This window comes from Achromobacter sp. ACM05 (assembly GCF_019218915.1).
GTDB lineage: Bacteria > Pseudomonadota > Gammaproteobacteria > Burkholderiales > Burkholderiaceae_B > Achromobacter > Achromobacter animicus.
Genome location: NZ_JAHUWQ010000003.1, coordinates 340,173 through 354,421 on the forward strand (window position 1 = coordinate 340,173; position 14,249 = coordinate 354,421).

Consider the following 14,249-nt stretch of genomic DNA (forward strand, 5'->3'; position numbering starts at 1 on the left):
GCAGGTGAAGAGGGGAGTAACGGGACATCATTTGCCTTGTTTATCCTTCAACATTGTTTCAACTTCGCGGACCTTTTCCCGCATGCCAGGCACGCCGTCGCCGGCGGCCTCCTTGTAGGTTCGCAAGGCCTGCAGCAATTGCAGGTCGCCGAGGTTGGCGCGGGCGGCGGCGTAGTTCGGGTCTGCGCGCAATGCCATCTGGAGGGCATCCTGCGCACGGTCGAGTTCGCCGCGTCCAGCATATAGAGCTGCCAGATTGTTCCAGGGTTCCGGCAATTCCGGGAACCGCGTGGTCATATCGTTGTAGATGTCGATGGCTTCGTTCGTGCGGTCCAGGGCGGCGAGGGCGCGCGCATGCTGGAACATGAGCTGCACGTCGGTGCCGCGCTGGTCCTTGATCTCGGCCTGGCGCTTTTCGATCATCGCCAGCGCTTCCGCGTTTTCGCCACGGTTCAGCATGCGCTCGATGTGCGTCGTGATCTGCGACGCGGAGGGGATCAGCCGGGTGTCCACGCTGGGCTTGGCGGCTTCCAGCAGATTGGCCAGAGCGTCCCAGCCGCCTTCAGGCGGAATCGGGTCCAGGGTGGTGCGGGTGGCGTTGGGGTTTTCTCCCGCGCCGCCGCTCATCGACTGGGCAAGGGCGACGCCCGCCGGCGCGCCGGCCAAGGCCAGGGCGAGCAGGGCAACGCAAAAACGCGGCTTGATAGTCACGTGGGCTTTCCGTTAAAAGTCTTGGCCGGCTGGCGCTTACGCGCGCGACCGGGCCGCTTGCTATACTTGACGACCGCCATTTTAGCCCCGGTTGCGTTTTTGGCTCGACCATCGCGTTCAAGGCAGTAGGGAATAGGGGCCACCGGAAGAATACGGGCCATCGATCCCGCACGGACAGCACTGCACCGACAGCACTGCCGGGACAGCACTGCCGGGACAGACTGCCAGGACTGCACTGCCAATGGACAGCGCTGCCAATGGAACTGCACTGCCATCGGGGCGGCAATGTAAATGGGGCGGCGAATTGGGCGGCACGCGTTGACGGTATGTTCCGTCGACAGCAACTTTCCGAAACCGCCACGGAACACTAAACGAAACCTATCGCGCCATGCTGCAAATCTACAACACGTTATCGCGTACCAAAGAACCGTTCAAACCGGCCCAGGCCGGCCAGGTGCGCATGTACGTGTGTGGCATGACCGTGTACGACTTCTGCCATCTGGGCCACGCCCGCATGCTGGTGTCGTTCGACGTCGTGCAGCGCTGGCTGCGCGCCAGCGGCTTGTCGGTGGACTACGTGCGCAACATCACGGACATCGACGACAAGATCATCCGCCGCGCCGTGGAAACGGGCCGCCGCATCGGCGAAGTCACCGAGTTCTACATCGACGCCATGCATGCCGATGAGCGCGCGCTGGGCGTCGAATCGCCTGATCGCGAACCCCGCGCCACGCAGTACGTGGGCGAGATGCTCGACATCATCGGCAAGCTCGAAACCAACGGGCTGGCCTACCAGGCCGAAGACGGCGACGTGAATTACGCCGTGCGCGGTTTCCCCGGCTACGGCAAGCTGTCCGGCAAGACGCTCGATGACCTGCGCGCCGGCGAGCGCGTGGCGGTGGGATCCAGCAAGCGCGATCCGCTCGATTTCGTCCTCTGGAAGTCCGCCAAGGCCGAGGAACCCGCCGACACCAAGTGGGAATCGCCGTACGGCCTGGGCCGCCCGGGCTGGCACATCGAGTGCTCGGCCATGAGCAAGTCGCTGCTGGGTCTGCCGCTGGACATCCACGGTGGCGGTCCGGACCTGAAATTCCCGCACCATGAAAACGAGATCGCCCAGACCGAAGGCGCGTTCGGCGGCACGCTGGCCAACATCTGGATGCACTGCGGCCCGCTCATGGTCGATTCGGACAAGATGTCCAAGTCCCTGGGCAACTTCCGCACCATCCGCCAGACCGTCGCGCAGAATGACCCGGCGGCTGACCAGTCCGAGTACCAGGTGAACCCGCGCGAAGCGGAAATGGTGCGCTTCTTCATTGTGCGCAACCATTACCGCAGCCCGCAGAACTACACGCCGGACAACCTGATCGACGCGCAGAACGCGTTGGATCGCCTGTATCAGGCCCTGCAGAACGTGCCGGCCGACGATCAGGGCATTGACTGGAACGAGCCGCAGGCACAGGCCTTCAAGGCCGCGATGGACGACGACTTCAACAGCTCGGGCGCCGTGGCCGCGTTGTTCGAACTGGCCTCCGAGGCCAACCGCACCAAAAGCGCGCGCAGCGCCGGTCAGATGAAGGCCCTGGCTTCGCTGCTGGGCCTGCTGCAGCAGGCGCCCGCCACGTACTTCCAATCCGCCACCCGCTATTCCGCGGCCGCTATCGAGCAAGGCGCGCGCAGCACGCTGGATGCCGACGCCATCCAGTCCCTGATCGACGCGCGCGCGGCCGCCAAGGCTGCCCGCAACTTTGCCGAAGCCGACCGCATCCGCGCCGAGCTGCGCGAATCCGGCATCGAGCTGGACGACAAACCGGGCGGCCTGACGCAATGGCGCCGCGCGTGACCCCGCAGGATACGCCGGACATGTCCACCGCAGATCTCGAGATTCCCAAGCCTGAATACTGGGAGGCCGCCGTGGCGCACCTGATGCGCCGCGACCGCATTCTGAAAAAGATCATCCCCCAGCACCCGGAGGTCTGGCTGACCTCGCGCGGCACGCCGTTCATCACGCTGGCGCGGGCGATCATCGGGCAACAGATTTCCCCGAAGGCGGCCGATGCCGTCTGGACCAAGTTCATCGACGCCGTGGGCAAACGACCCACGCCCGTCGCCGTGCTGCGCGTTGGCCTGGATGGCCTGCGCAAGGCCGGACTGTCGCAACGCAAGGCCGAATATGTGCTCGACCTGGCCGTGCATTTCGGCGAGCGCCGGGTCCATCCCGAGAAATGGGCGGCCATGGACGACGAGGCCGTCATTTCGGAACTGGTCGCCATCCGCGGCATCGGACGCTGGACGGCGGAGATGTTTTTGATTTTCAATCTACAGCGGCCTGATGTCCTGCCGCTGGATGATCCCGGGTTGCTCAAGGCAATCTCGCTACACTATTTCAGCGGCGAGCCTGTCTCTCGCTTCGAGGCTCGCGAAGTCTCGTTGGCGTGGCAGCCCTGGCGTACCGTGGCGACCTGGTATCTGTGGCGCAGTCTGGAACCGACGCCGGTCCAATACTGACGCAAACCAGGCAGCCCATCTACGGAACCACACTACATGCGCAATACATTTCTGGAATTTGAACAGCCGCTCGCCGAGCTTGAGAACAAGATCGAGCAGCTGCGCTATGTGCAGGCCGATTCGGCGGTAGACATCTCCGATGAAATCGGACGTCTGCAGCAGAAGAGCCAGACGCTCGCCAAGGAGATCTACGCCAAGCTCACGCCCTGGCAAACGGCGCTTGTCGCGCGTCACCCCCAGCGTCCCTACACGCTGGACTACGTGCGCGAAATGTTCACCGACTTCCATGAACTGCACGGCGACCGCATGTACGCCGACGACCAGTCCATCGTGGGCGGCCTGGCGCGCTTCAACGGCACGCCGTGCATGGTCATCGGCCACCAGAAGGGCCGCGACACCAAGGAGCGCGCCGCGCGCAACTTCGGCATGCCGCGCCCCGAGGGTTATCGCAAGGCCCTGCGCCTGATGCGCCTGGCCGAAAAATTCGGCATTCCCGTCTTCACCTTCGTGGACACCCCGGGCGCCTATCCCGGCATCGGCGCCGAAGAGCGCGGCCAGTCCGAAGCCATCGGCCACAATCTTTACGCCATGGCCGAACTGAAAGTCCCGTTGATCTGCACGATCATCGGCGAAGGCGGTTCCGGCGGCGCGCTGGCCATTGCCGTCGGCAACGCCGTGCTGATGCTGCAATACGCCACCTACGCCGTGATTTCGCCGGAAGGCTGCGCCTCGATCCTCTGGCGCAGCGCCGACAAGGCCCCCGAGGCCGCCGACGCGCTGGCCATCATCGCGCCCCGCCTCAAGGATCTGGGTCTGGTGGACCGCGTGGTCAACGAACCCGTGGGCGGCGCTCATCGCGACCCCCGCGTCATGGCCCGCCTCTTGCGCCGCGCGCTCGGCGACGCCCTGCGCCAGCTTCAGGGCATGACCCCCGAACAGCTCGTCGAGCAGCGCCTTGCGCGCGTGCGCTCGTACGGCGCCTTCCAGGAAGTGCGCGCGTAAAGCGGGCAGGGCGCCGGCCCCTACCGGCGCCGCGGCCCCCGCGCCCTTGCACGCTCATGACTGACGTCCCGCCGCCCGGCAGCCATCCCCGGGCCGACGCGGGCGCCATTCCCTCCCTGCCCATCTCCACCGCGCTGGCCGCGGCGTTGCGCCAGATGCTCCAGGCACTGCCCGAGCGTCCGCGCCGCATCGCCGTGGCGTTCAGCGGCGGGGCGGACTCGGCCATGCTGGCTGTACATGCGGCCGCCGTCGCGCCGCTGCTGGGCATCGAGGTGATGCTTTTCCATGTGCACCACGGTTTGCAGGCGCAGGCCGACGAGTGGGCGCAACACGGCCAAGCCTTGGCCGCAAGACTGTCGGTTCCGCTTATCGAGGCGCGCGTGCAGGTCGAGCCGGCCAGCGGCAAGGGCATCGAAGCCGCCGCGCGCGATGCGCGGTATGCCGCGCTCGCCCGGTTGGCGCAGGAGCACGCCGTCCACCACATCCTGCTCGCCCACCATCGCAACGATCAGGCGGAAACCGTGTTGCTGCGCCTGCTGCGCGGGACCGGGCTGTCGGGCATGGCGGCCATGTCTCCAGTGACGCAGCGCGATGGCGTGTCGTACGTGCGCCCGTGGCTTGAGCAGGATCGCAGCGCAATTCTTCAGGCGGCAGATGACGTAGAGGCAGCCATCGGCTGGCGCGCCGTGCAGGACCCCACCAATGCCGATCCGCGCTACACCCGTGCCGCGCTGCGTGAATTGCTGGCGCCCGTGCTGGATGCGCGCTGGCCCGGCTGGCGCGGCATCGTCGCGCGCCATGCGCGGCACATGGCCGAAGCGGCAGAGATTCTGGACGAAGTTGCCCGTGAAGATTTCGCACGGCTGGATCCCGGTGCCGATGACGCCAGTTTTTCGTTGCAGGCGTGGCGCGGACTATCGCCCGCCCGTCAGTCGCAGGTGTTGCGGTATTGGCTGGAGCGAAATGGGGCGCGGATGCCCACCGACGCGCGCATGGCGGACCTGCTCAGGCAGTTGCGTGGCCTGCACAGCCTGGGCCATGACCGGCAATTGCGAGTGGAGCAGGCGGGCCACGTGATTCGATGTCACCGCGGCCGCGTGTGGGTGGAGCGCCGGGGCCAGGCCGGTACGTAAATCAGTATGTAAGGCGGTATGCAGGCCGGTACGTAAGCCGGTTCGTAAGCGGGATCGGACGCCGGATCGGAAGCCGGTTTGCGGCAGGAGGTCAGCTACTCCGATTTGGGGCGGTATCGACAAGCCCAACACCGTATTCACCCCGAAAATGGACATAAATCTGCGCAAACTGCGCAAATTTTTACCGTCGCGCTAAAATATATGGTTTTGCCCGTCAACACTTGCGGCGGGTGTCCAGCCAGAGTACGAGATGTCCCTGATCGTTCACAAATATGGCGGTACTTCGATGGGCTCGGTCGAGCGCATCAGAAACGTGGCGCGTCGCGTCGCAAAGTGGCACGCCGCCGGCCACCAGGTTGTTGTTGTTCCGTCCGCCATGGCGGGCGAGACGAATCGTCTGCTGGGCTTGGCGCGCGAGCTCTCGCCCCAGCCCGACGGCCGCGAACTCGACATGATCGCCGCCACCGGCGAGCAAGCCAGCAGCGGCCTTCTGGCCATTGCCTTGCAGGCCGAGGGTGTGTCCGCGCGCAGCTATGCCGGTTGGCAAGTGCCCGTGCGCACCGATTCGTCTTTCACGAAAGCCCGCATCACGTCCATCGACGACGCCCGCGTGCGCGCTGATCTGGACGCCGGCCGTGTGGTCATCGTGACGGGCTTCCAGGGCATCGACCCTGACGGCCACATCACCACGCTGGGCCGCGGCGGCTCCGACACCTCGGCTGTAGCCGTGGCGGCCGCCATCAAGGCCGACGAATGCCTCATCTACACCGACGTGGACGGCGTCTACACGACCGATCCACGCGTCGTGCCCGAAGCGCGCCGCATGTCCGTCGTTTCCTTCGAGGAAATGCTGGAAATGGCCTCGCTGGGCTCCAAGGTCCTGCAGATCCGCTCGGTCGAATTCGCCGGCAAATATCGTGTTCCGGTCCGGGTCCTGTCCTCGCTGACCGACCCCCTTATCCCGCTCGACGAAGAAATGGTCTCGGGCACGCTGATTACTTTTGAGGAAGACGAAAAAATGGAAGCCGCCGTTGTCTCCGGCATCGCCTTCAGCCGCGACGAAGCCAAAATCACCCTGCTGGGCGTTCCCGACAAACCCGGCATCGCATTCTCCATCCTGGGTCCCGTCGCCGCCGCCAACATCGATGTCGACATGATCGTGCAGAACCAGTCCGTGGCCGGCACGACCGACTTCTCGTTCACCGTGAACCGCAACGAATTCACGCGCGCCGTCGACCTGCTCAAGCGCGAAGTCATCCCCGCCGTCGGTGCCCGTGAACTGTCCACCGACGAAAAGGTCGCCAAGGTCTCCATCGTCGGTATCGGCATGCGCTCGCACGTCGGCGTCGCCAGCCTGATGTTCCAGACGCTCTCGCAAGAGGGCATCAACATCCAGATGATCAGCACCAGCGAAATCAAGACCTCGGTCATCATCGACGACAAGTACATGGAATTGGGCGTGCGCGCACTGCACAAGGCCTTCGGTCTGGACCAGGCGCCGGCCACCAAGGTCTGATGAATCAGGTCCGGCACGATTTTTTTGCGTGAACGCCCCGATCGCGGGCAAGAGCCAAAAAAATCGTGCTAGAATCTCGTTCTCTTTTCGGAGACGTGCCCGAGAGGCTGAAGGGGCTCCCCTGCTAAGGGAGTATGTGGCTAAAAACTGCATCGTGGGTTCGAATCCCACCGTCTCCGCCAAAGACACTTGCACCAGTGAACCAAGGTTGCCTCAAGACCCGCATAGCTTATTGCTCTGCGGGTTTTTTGTTTTCTACGCGGTAATTGTGCGCGTTTGACCACGCGTAGCCGTCGTCCTGGTTGTAGTTGTAGTCCTAGTCTCGATACGGTTGCGGTGATCTACGTCCTTCTTCCGATCAACGCCCGCGCCTGTTCCACCACATCCGCGTCGTTCGGCCGGAAATCCACCTGCACTGCTTGCGCAAGGCGCACGAAGTGCGATTGCGAACTGCGCGCGTACGCCGGGTCGTAGTGCCTGTCGATCAGTTCGCGCGCCAGGTCTTCGCGGCGGCCTTCGTCCACCAGCGTTATCCAGCCCTTAATGGTTTCTCGGCTGTGCAGTCCCACCATGCGCTGCAACTGCGCCTTGAGCCAATCCGGCGTGTCGAACAGCCGCGCGTAATCCTGCTGCAGGAAGCGCGTGCGGTCGTCGCGGCTGGCGCGGACTTCGACACAGTCACCCTGATGCATGGCGTGCAGCAAGGATGCGGGCAGTTCCACCGCGCCGATCTTGCGGCTTTCTGCTTCGACGAACACCGGTTGGCTGGCGTCGAGTTCGCGCAGCCTGCCTGCGAGCAACGTGTCGAAGCGCTTCTGCGTGGGCTGCTCCGCGCCGGGCAATGCGCCCAGTAGCGAACCCCGATGGGAGGCAAGGTCTTCCAGGTCCAGCGTCTGCGCGCCTGCGTCCCGCAGCGCGTGCAGCAAGCGCGTCTTGCCGCTGCCGGTAGGGCCGGTCAGTACGACGAAGCGCAGCGGTTGTGGGAGCGTTTGCAGACCGTCCAGGGTGGCGCGCCGGTAAGTCTTGTAGCCGCCGTCGAGTTGCCGGGCGCGCCAGCCGATCATGTTGAACATCAACGTCATTGAGCCCGACCGCTTGCCGCCTCGCCAGCAGTAGATCAGCGGACGCCAGCCTTGCGGGCGGTCGGCGAAGGTGGTTTCCAGATGGCGGGCGATGTTGCGGGCGACGATGGCTGCGCCCGCGCGGGATGCTTCGAAGGGAGATACCTGCTTGTACATCGTGCCGATCAGGGCGCGTTCTTCGTTGTCGAGCACTGGCGCGTTGCAGGCGCCCGGAATGTGATCGTCGGCGTATTCCAGCGGGGTGCGCACGTCGATGATTTCGTCGAAATCATGCAGTCTGTCCAGACTGACAAGCAGGTGTTTCACGCGGACCGCCCCTCGGTAAGTCGATCTGCAATTCTCGCACGCTGCGCTGCGGTGTCGAGCTGGATCCCATTGAGGATGGATAGAATGGCAGCCCTCGCCAGGATGGGTGTCTGACACCCTGGGAGGGCGCAGTTTCATGCATGTAGTCCATCGATGCGGGTGTCACACACCGAGGTCCCACCTATTCGCGAAGCGTCATCACCTCAACGCAAGGCACTGCGTAAGTCGCTACAAGCATGTAGTCCATCGATGCGGATGCCAGACACCGAGGCCACCTAATCGCGAAGCGTCATCACCCCAACGCAAGACACTGCGTAAGTCACCGCAGGCCGCCCGCGCGGCCGAACGGGGACGGGCAACGCAAGATGCTTCTGGCCCAAGAACCTCTGCGCAAAAACGCCAAGCACACAGACCGCCCCAGCGCCCGACAGGTTTCAAATGCTAGAGTCCGGTGCGGTGGCGGCCCGGGGTGCGCGGGGCGTCGATAAGCCCGAGGGAATCCGTAGGAGTCGCCGAAGGCGAGGACGAGGATGACAAAGGGGAAGTCCGGAGCGAAGGCTCCGGACCGCAATCGTGGCCCCGCGCACCCCGGGACGCCACCGTGCCGGACGCCTCAAGAACCCACACCGAAAAAAGTAGCAATGGACTTTTCCTTCAAGTGCACCACCTGCGACGAGTTCCACCACGGCCTGCCGAGCTTCGGCGCCGATGCGCCCGCAACGTACTACGCCGTACCGCCCGAAGAACGCGACCATCGTTGCGATCTGGGCAGCGACGATTGCGTAATCGACGAGCAGCACTTCTATGTGCGCGGCTGCATCGAGCTGCCGATCGCGGGCCACCCAGAACCCTTCGTGTGGGGCGTGTGGGTCTCGCTCAGTCTGCAAAGCTACGAGACGTGGGTGCGGATGTCGGACGAGGCAAAGCGTTCGCACACGCCGCCGTTGTTTGGCTGGCTTACGACGCGGCTCGATCCGTATCCCGACACGATCGGACTGAAGACGCACGTGCATCTTCGGGACGACGGCATCCGGCCGTACATCGAGCTGGAGCCCACGAGTCATCCGTTGGCGGTGGAGCAACGCGAGGGGATCACGACCGGCCGCGTTGCGGAGATCTATGCGCTGCTGGTGCACGGGCAGGCGGGCGCGGCGTAGAGAGGGCGATTCGCCCGACGGATCGCCGCCCGACGGATCGCCGCCCGACGGATCGCCGCCCCGCCAGCCCGTGTCAGGCGCCGAACGTCAGCGCATTCGTCAGATCGCCCATCGCCGCTTGTCCTCGCGCCGTCATGGCGTCATCGCGCGCCTTCAAACCATCGAGCATCGGCAGGTCGAAGAGCCGCGTGGCAAGACGCAGGATGGATCCCGTGTCGTAGATCGTGTGGTCCACCGTGCCCTTCTTGGCAAAGGGTGACACGATCACCGCCGGGATACGCGTGCCCGGGCCCCAACGGTCGCCTTGCGGCGGCGCAACGTGATCCCACCAGCCGCCGTTCTCGTCCACGGTGATCACCACCACCATGTTCTCCCACTGCTTGCTCTTCCTCAGGCTGTCCACGATGTGCGCGATGTGGCGATCACCCGAGTCCACGTCCGCGTATCCCGCGTGCATGTTCAGGTTGCCCTGCGGCTTGTAAAAGGTCAGCGGCGGTAGCGTGCCCGCTTCGGCGTCGGCCAGGAATTTGTTGGTGGAATTGAGATCACCCAGGCCGCCGTCGCGGATGTGCGCCGTGCGGGCCGCCGTGCCCGGCCCCGTGCTCTTGAAATAGTTGAACGGCTGGTGATGCGCCTGGAAGTTCGGCGACGACGGAAAGCCCGTGCTGGCTGTCGAATCGACGGCGGCTTTCCAACCGCCTGCGTACCAGGCCCAGTCCAGGCCCTTCGCACTCATCAGATCACCGATGTTGGCGTGCGTTTGCGGAACCATCGTTTGCGGGCTGGCTGGATCCGCCAGTGTCGGATCGGTGGCATCGCGGCTGAACGACGGCCAGTAGGGCGGGGCCATCGTATTGACGCCATAGCCGTCGGGCGTGAGCGCGCTGGCGCCGAACTGCGGGATGCCGGTCAGCGCGCTGGCGGGTGACGTGGCCTTAGGTTCCAGGCGCGGATCGGTGGGGTCCGCGCTTTGCAGTTGCGCGATCTGCGTCTTGGCGACCGACGTGGCGGCGTCGGGATAGAAAGGCGGACGCGCCGCGACCAGGTACTGATGGTTCAGGAACGAACCGCCAAAGGCGCCCTGAAAGAAGTTGTCGCACAGCACGAATTCCTGCGCCAGCTTCCACAGCCGCAGGTTGTACGCCGAATCGCTGTAGTGCCCCATGACGAGCGCGCCGGAATCAGCCCACGCGACGAACTTGTCGTTCTTGCCGCCGTTGATCTGCATCTGGTTCTGGTAGAACACGTGCCAGAGGTCGCGCGTCACCACCCCTTGCGGCAGCGGCTCGCCTTGCGGTCCCTGCAACGCGAAGGGCGCGTTGGGCAGGTTATTCATGTAGGCCGCGGCCTGATCCACCTGATAAGTAATGTGGTTGGCCTGCTGCGACGTAGGCACCATGCCGTTCCAGACCGGCGGCAGCACGGGCAGCGGCGTGCCGTCGCGATCGAGCTGCGTGTAGTCGGCCGGCGTCAGCGCGGACAGCGGCTTTTCCACGCCGGGGAAGTTGGCGAACAGATTGTTGAAGCTGCGGTTCTCGGCAAAGATCACCACCAGCGTCTTGACGTTGTTGCGCAGCTGCGTGGTGAGGTCAGGAGCAGGGGCGGGCGTGGGTTCCGGCGCAGGCGCTGGGGCGGGCGCCGCAGGACTGTCATCGTCGTCGTTGGAGCATCCGGACAGCGCGCCCATCGCGGCTGCGCTCGCGCCGAGTGCGGCAATGCCGGTCAGAAAGCCGCGGCGCGTGGCGCGCACCGGCGTCGTGCTGGGGGCGTCCTGGGAAGGTTCTCCAGTGCTTTTGTCTTTGTCGGACATGAAAGGTCTCTTGAGCTTGCGGATGACGTGGCGCACTGTCATTGCGTCACGAAGATCGCCGGATGACAGCCGGCATCGTTAACGGCCGCTAGGCTAAAGAGACAACGTTCTATCGATGTGACCATCCGCTGTCGGGAAGCTGTACGCAGTCATCCGCGCGCCTTCCGACTTGCGCATCCCGTGAAACAACGCTATTATTCAAGGCTTGCTTTTTCAAGCGCCCGTAGCTCAGCTGGATAGAGTACCTGGCTACGAACCAGGGGGTCGTAGGTTCGAATCCTGCCGGGCGCGCCAAGTTCTTTTTTGTGTTGTTTGCGTTTTACGCAGACTTGCCAGAAAGGGAATAAAAAGCAGGCGTAGTGAAGTACAAGTTGCCGCAAGAAGTTCTGCGATAAGTTTTACTGCACTACAAACATGGCACGATTATTCTGATATAATTTTGCCTCTTTGCCGGAGCGCCCGTAGCTCAGCTGGATAGAGTACCTGGCTACGAACCAGGGGGTCGTAGGTTCGAATCCTGCCGGGCGCGCCAAACTTCACGGTCTAAACACCGCGATGTAAAAGCGGCAAAGAAAATGAAAAGGCCTTTGATCTTGAATCGAAGGCCTTTTTGTTTTGCGCGTCAAATTGGTGGAGGTACATCGGTGGGCATCAATAGGTGGGCATCAATAGGTGGGCATCAATAGGTGGGGCATCACACCGATGCGCATCAAATAACTGCGCATCCCGCCGATACATCCAATACAGCCCCATCGCATCAATGCGCAGCCTCTTCCTTTTCTTTCGATTGCGGCTTGTCGTCCGCTTCATCGAAGCCCCAATCTCCGAATAGATACCAATCTTCGCCGAGCGATTCCGCCGGGTGCATGGTGCGGCCCGAGCCGTTGCCACAGGCCATGGAGTCGGTGGAGCAGTATCGGTCGCAACCCCAGCAGATGCGTTCGGGATGTTTGGGGTGCAGGGGAAATTTCTTGGCCATGCTGTCTGCCTGATGTGTTCTTGTTGAACTCAGCGTACTGCTGCCTGGCCGTGTGTTTCATTGACATCCCGCAAAGGCCAGGGCGCTGTCTGTGCCAGTACGCCATTTAAACGGGGCCGATTTGCATGGCGCGGTTCTTTCGTGTTATAAACACGCCTCTTTCGGGGCGCCCGTAGCTCAGCTGGATAGAGTACCTGGCTACGAACCAGGGGGTCGTAGGTTCGAATCCTGCCGGGCGCGCCAACTTATTCGAGGTCATGCTTCACAGCATGGTTTCAACCAGAAAGACGCAGCAATGCGTACGCGAAGAGCGGCTTGATGATTTCATCAAGCCGCTTTTTTTTCTCCGCGTTTTTTGCCGCAGATTTTGCGCCTTCTTGGCAGCTGCGACGCCCGCGATCACCACACGCGATATACGCGCCCCGTCTGCGCGCCTTCGACGCTGCGGCTGTAGGCCAGCGCGACACGGCTGGCCGGCGCCGCTTCGAAACCCTGGAAGTACGGACCATAGTTGTCCAGCGATTCTTCCAAGACCGTGGGGCTGACTGCGTTGATGCGGACGCCTTGCAGTTCTACCGCTGCACCACGCACGAAACCGTCGATGGCGCTGTTCACGGCGGCGGCATTGGCGCCAAAGCGGATGGGTTCATCGCTCAGGATGCCGCTGGTCAGCGTGATCGAGCCGCCCGCGTTGACGTAGTGCTGGCCGATCAGCGCCAGGTCGACCTGGCCCAGCAGCTTGTCATGCAGGCCGATCTTGAACTGATCCGCCGTCATCTCGGCAAGCGGCCCGAAATGCAGGCTGCCGGTAGCGGAAACGATCGCGTCTACCTTGCCCACGCGTTCAAACAGGTCGCGAATGCTGTCGCTGCGGGTCACGTCGACCTGGTACTGGCCGCGGGTCTTGCCCACTGTGATGATGTCGTGCCGCTGGCCCAGCTCGCGGGCGATCGCGCTTCCGAGGGTGCCGCTTGCGCCGATGAGGATGATCTTCATGAGGTTCTCCGGGAATGCCGATAAAGCGCGCCGGCAGGACGCCGACGCATGGACGCATTCTGCGCGCCGTATTCCGCCCGAAAAATCCTAGAATTGTTGGATCAGTCAACACTCGGAGTGTGTAATCCATGGATCGCCTGCTCAGCATGGAAGTCTTTGTGGCGGTGGTGGAACTGGGCAGCCTGTCTGCCGCAGCAGCGCAGCTGGATATGTCGCCTGCGATGGCGGCCAAGCATGTCAAAGGCCTGGAAAACCGGCTGGGGCTGCGGCTGATGAACCGCACGACGCGGCGCCAGAGTCTGACCGAGGCGGGCCAGGCTTACTTCGCGCGCTGCAAGACAATCCTTGCCGACATCCGCGACGCAGAGCAGGGGGCCGAAGCGCTGCGCTCGGCGCCGCGCGGGCATCTGCGCATCACCTCGTCCGTATCGTTCGGATCCTTTGCGCTGGCGCCGGCGATCGCCGAGTACCTGTCGATCTACCCGGACGTCAGCGTGGAGCTGTCGCTAAGCGATATGGTGGAGGACGTGGTGGCGTCGCGTTTCGATGTGGCGCTGCGCATCGGCGAGCCTGCGGATTCCGGCCTGGTGGCGCGCCGCATCGGCCTTTACCAGATGATCATCTGCGCGGCGCCCGCGTATCTGGCGCGGTACGGCACCCCAGCCGTGCCGGGCGATCTGTCGCGGCATCAGTGCCTGGATTTCTCGCATTGGAGCCGGCGCACCGGCTGGCGGCTTGGCACGGACGAGGGCGGAGAAATGGGGTATCCGACGGGGCGGTTCGTGTCGAACAACGGGCAGGCGCTCCGGCAGGCCGCGCTGGCGGGCTTTGGCATCGTGCTGCAGCCGGAGCTGCTGCTGGCCGACGACGTGCGCGCCGGCCGCCTGGTGCCTATCCTGCAGCCTTACTGGCCGGTGGCCCGGCCCATCACGCTGCTGTATGCGAAGGACCGCCAGGCTCCGCCGAAACTCACGACATTCGTGGATTTTGTCGTGACGCGTTTCGGGCGGTAGTGGCGGGCTGTCGGGGCGGGCTGTCGTGGAATGCTT

General features: G+C 63.8%; 12 protein-coding genes and 4 tRNA genes. 11 read left to right on the top strand and 5 right to left on the bottom strand.

The genetic code is table 11. The features are described from left to right. Positions 1-27: 27 nt before the first annotated feature. Positions 28-711: a tetratricopeptide repeat protein gene (locus KW836_RS20060; protein ID WP_175124239.1), complete on the bottom strand. Its 684-nt coding sequence runs from the start codon at positions 709-711 to the stop codon at positions 28-30. Positions 712-1,099: 388 nt separating this feature from the next. Here KW836_RS20060 and cysS point away from each other — a divergent pair, with 388 nt between their 5' ends. The 6 genes from cysS (at position 1,100) to KW836_RS20090 (ending at position 7,052) form a co-directional block, all read left to right on the top strand. Next, positions 1,100-2,554, top strand: a complete 1,455-nt coding sequence (cysS, locus tag KW836_RS20065) for a cysteine--tRNA ligase (protein ID WP_218344558.1) — start codon at positions 1,100-1,102, stop codon at positions 2,552-2,554. Between the two features lie 20 nt (positions 2,555-2,574). Then, positions 2,575-3,219 (top strand): DNA-3-methyladenine glycosylase, encoded by a 645-nt coding sequence (locus KW836_RS20070; protein WP_175124237.1) that lies wholly within the window; start codon positions 2,575-2,577, stop codon positions 3,217-3,219. Positions 3,220-3,255: 36 nt separating this feature from the next. After that, positions 3,256-4,221, top strand: a complete 966-nt coding sequence (locus KW836_RS20075; RefSeq protein ID WP_218344559.1) for an acetyl-CoA carboxylase carboxyltransferase subunit alpha — start codon at positions 3,256-3,258, stop codon at positions 4,219-4,221. Between the two features lie 134 nt (positions 4,222-4,355). Next, positions 4,356-5,354, top strand: a complete 999-nt coding sequence (gene tilS, locus KW836_RS20080; protein WP_370633060.1) for a tRNA lysidine(34) synthetase TilS — start codon at positions 4,356-4,358, stop codon at positions 5,352-5,354. Between the two features lie 250 nt (positions 5,355-5,604). Further along, a complete protein-coding gene (locus tag KW836_RS20085; RefSeq protein WP_175124234.1) occupies positions 5,605-6,870 on the top strand; it encodes an aspartate kinase in 1,266 nt (421 codons plus the stop codon). Positions 6,871-6,959: 89 nt separating this feature from the next. Continuing rightward, positions 6,960-7,052: transfer RNA gene (locus tag KW836_RS20090), tRNA-Ser, on the top strand. A 159-nt stretch (positions 7,053-7,211) separates the two neighbouring features. Here the strand turns inward: KW836_RS20090 and mnmH are convergent. Further along, positions 7,212-8,258: a tRNA 2-selenouridine(34) synthase MnmH gene (gene mnmH / locus KW836_RS20095; RefSeq protein WP_218344561.1), complete on the bottom strand. Its 1,047-nt coding sequence runs from the start codon at positions 8,256-8,258 to the stop codon at positions 7,212-7,214. Between the two features lie 641 nt (positions 8,259-8,899). Here mnmH and KW836_RS20100 point away from each other — a divergent pair. Further along, positions 8,900-9,415 carry a DUF2199 domain-containing protein gene (locus tag KW836_RS20100; protein ID WP_218344562.1) on the top strand — a complete coding sequence of 172 codons (516 nt, stop codon included), beginning with the start codon at positions 8,900-8,902 and terminating at the stop codon, positions 9,413-9,415. 73 nt (positions 9,416-9,488) lie between these two features. Here KW836_RS20100 and acpA read toward each other — a convergent pair whose 3' ends face one another. Then, complete coding sequence (acpA, locus tag KW836_RS20105) at positions 9,489-11,225, bottom strand: acid phosphatase (RefSeq protein WP_218344563.1); 1,737 nt, start codon at positions 11,223-11,225, stop codon at positions 9,489-9,491. Positions 11,226-11,442: 217 nt separating this feature from the next. On the opposite strand from acpA, the gene KW836_RS20110 reads away from it, so the two are divergent. Together KW836_RS20110 and KW836_RS20115 are read left to right on the top strand one after the other, a co-directional pair. Next, positions 11,443-11,519, top strand: a tRNA-Arg gene (locus KW836_RS20110). Positions 11,520-11,680: 161 nt separating this feature from the next. Beyond that, positions 11,681-11,757, top strand: a tRNA-Arg gene (locus tag KW836_RS20115). A gap of 225 nt (positions 11,758-11,982) precedes the next feature. On the opposite strand, the gene KW836_RS20120 is transcribed toward KW836_RS20115, so the two are convergent. Continuing rightward, the gene (locus tag KW836_RS20120) at positions 11,983-12,204 is read right to left on the bottom strand and encodes a DUF3079 domain-containing protein (protein ID WP_175124230.1); all 222 of its coding nucleotides are present in this window, start codon (positions 12,202-12,204) and stop codon (positions 11,983-11,985) included. Between the two features lie 166 nt (positions 12,205-12,370). Between KW836_RS20120 and KW836_RS20125 the strand changes: the two genes are divergently transcribed. Beyond that, positions 12,371-12,447, top strand: a tRNA-Arg gene (locus tag KW836_RS20125). A gap of 156 nt (positions 12,448-12,603) precedes the next feature. Here KW836_RS20125 and KW836_RS20130 read toward each other — a convergent pair. Continuing rightward, complete coding sequence (locus KW836_RS20130; RefSeq protein WP_175124229.1) at positions 12,604-13,200, bottom strand: short chain dehydrogenase; 597 nt, start codon at positions 13,198-13,200, stop codon at positions 12,604-12,606. Positions 13,201-13,328: 128 nt separating this feature from the next. Between KW836_RS20130 and KW836_RS20135 the strand changes: the two genes are divergently transcribed. After that, complete coding sequence (locus KW836_RS20135; protein WP_218344564.1) at positions 13,329-14,213, top strand: LysR family transcriptional regulator; 885 nt, start codon at positions 13,329-13,331, stop codon at positions 14,211-14,213. The last annotated feature ends 36 nt before the right edge of the window (positions 14,214-14,249 follow it).

Excerpts from the sequence above, each read along its gene's own strand:
- KW836_RS20100 (WP_218344562.1), top strand. The coding sequence starts at position 8,900 with ATGGACTTTTCCTTCAAGTGCACCACCTGCGACGAGTTCCACCACGGC.
- KW836_RS20120 (WP_175124230.1), bottom strand. The coding sequence starts at position 12,204 with ATGGCCAAGAAATTTCCCCTGCACCCCAAACATCCCGAACGCATCTGC.
- KW836_RS20085 (WP_175124234.1), top strand. The coding sequence starts at position 5,605 with ATGTCCCTGATCGTTCACAAATATGGCGGTACTTCGATGGGCTCGGTC.
- KW836_RS20070 (WP_175124237.1), top strand. The coding sequence starts at position 2,575 with ATGTCCACCGCAGATCTCGAGATTCCCAAGCCTGAATACTGGGAGGCC.
- KW836_RS20130 (WP_175124229.1), bottom strand. The coding sequence starts at position 13,200 with ATGAAGATCATCCTCATCGGCGCAAGCGGCACCCTCGGAAGCGCGATC.
- acpA (WP_218344563.1), bottom strand. The coding sequence starts at position 11,225 with ATGTCCGACAAAGACAAAAGCACTGGAGAACCTTCCCAGGACGCCCCC.
- KW836_RS20135 (WP_218344564.1), top strand. The coding sequence starts at position 13,329 with ATGGATCGCCTGCTCAGCATGGAAGTCTTTGTGGCGGTGGTGGAACTG.
- KW836_RS20075 (WP_218344559.1), top strand. The coding sequence starts at position 3,256 with ATGCGCAATACATTTCTGGAATTTGAACAGCCGCTCGCCGAGCTTGAG.
- cysS (WP_218344558.1), top strand. The coding sequence starts at position 1,100 with ATGCTGCAAATCTACAACACGTTATCGCGTACCAAAGAACCGTTCAAA.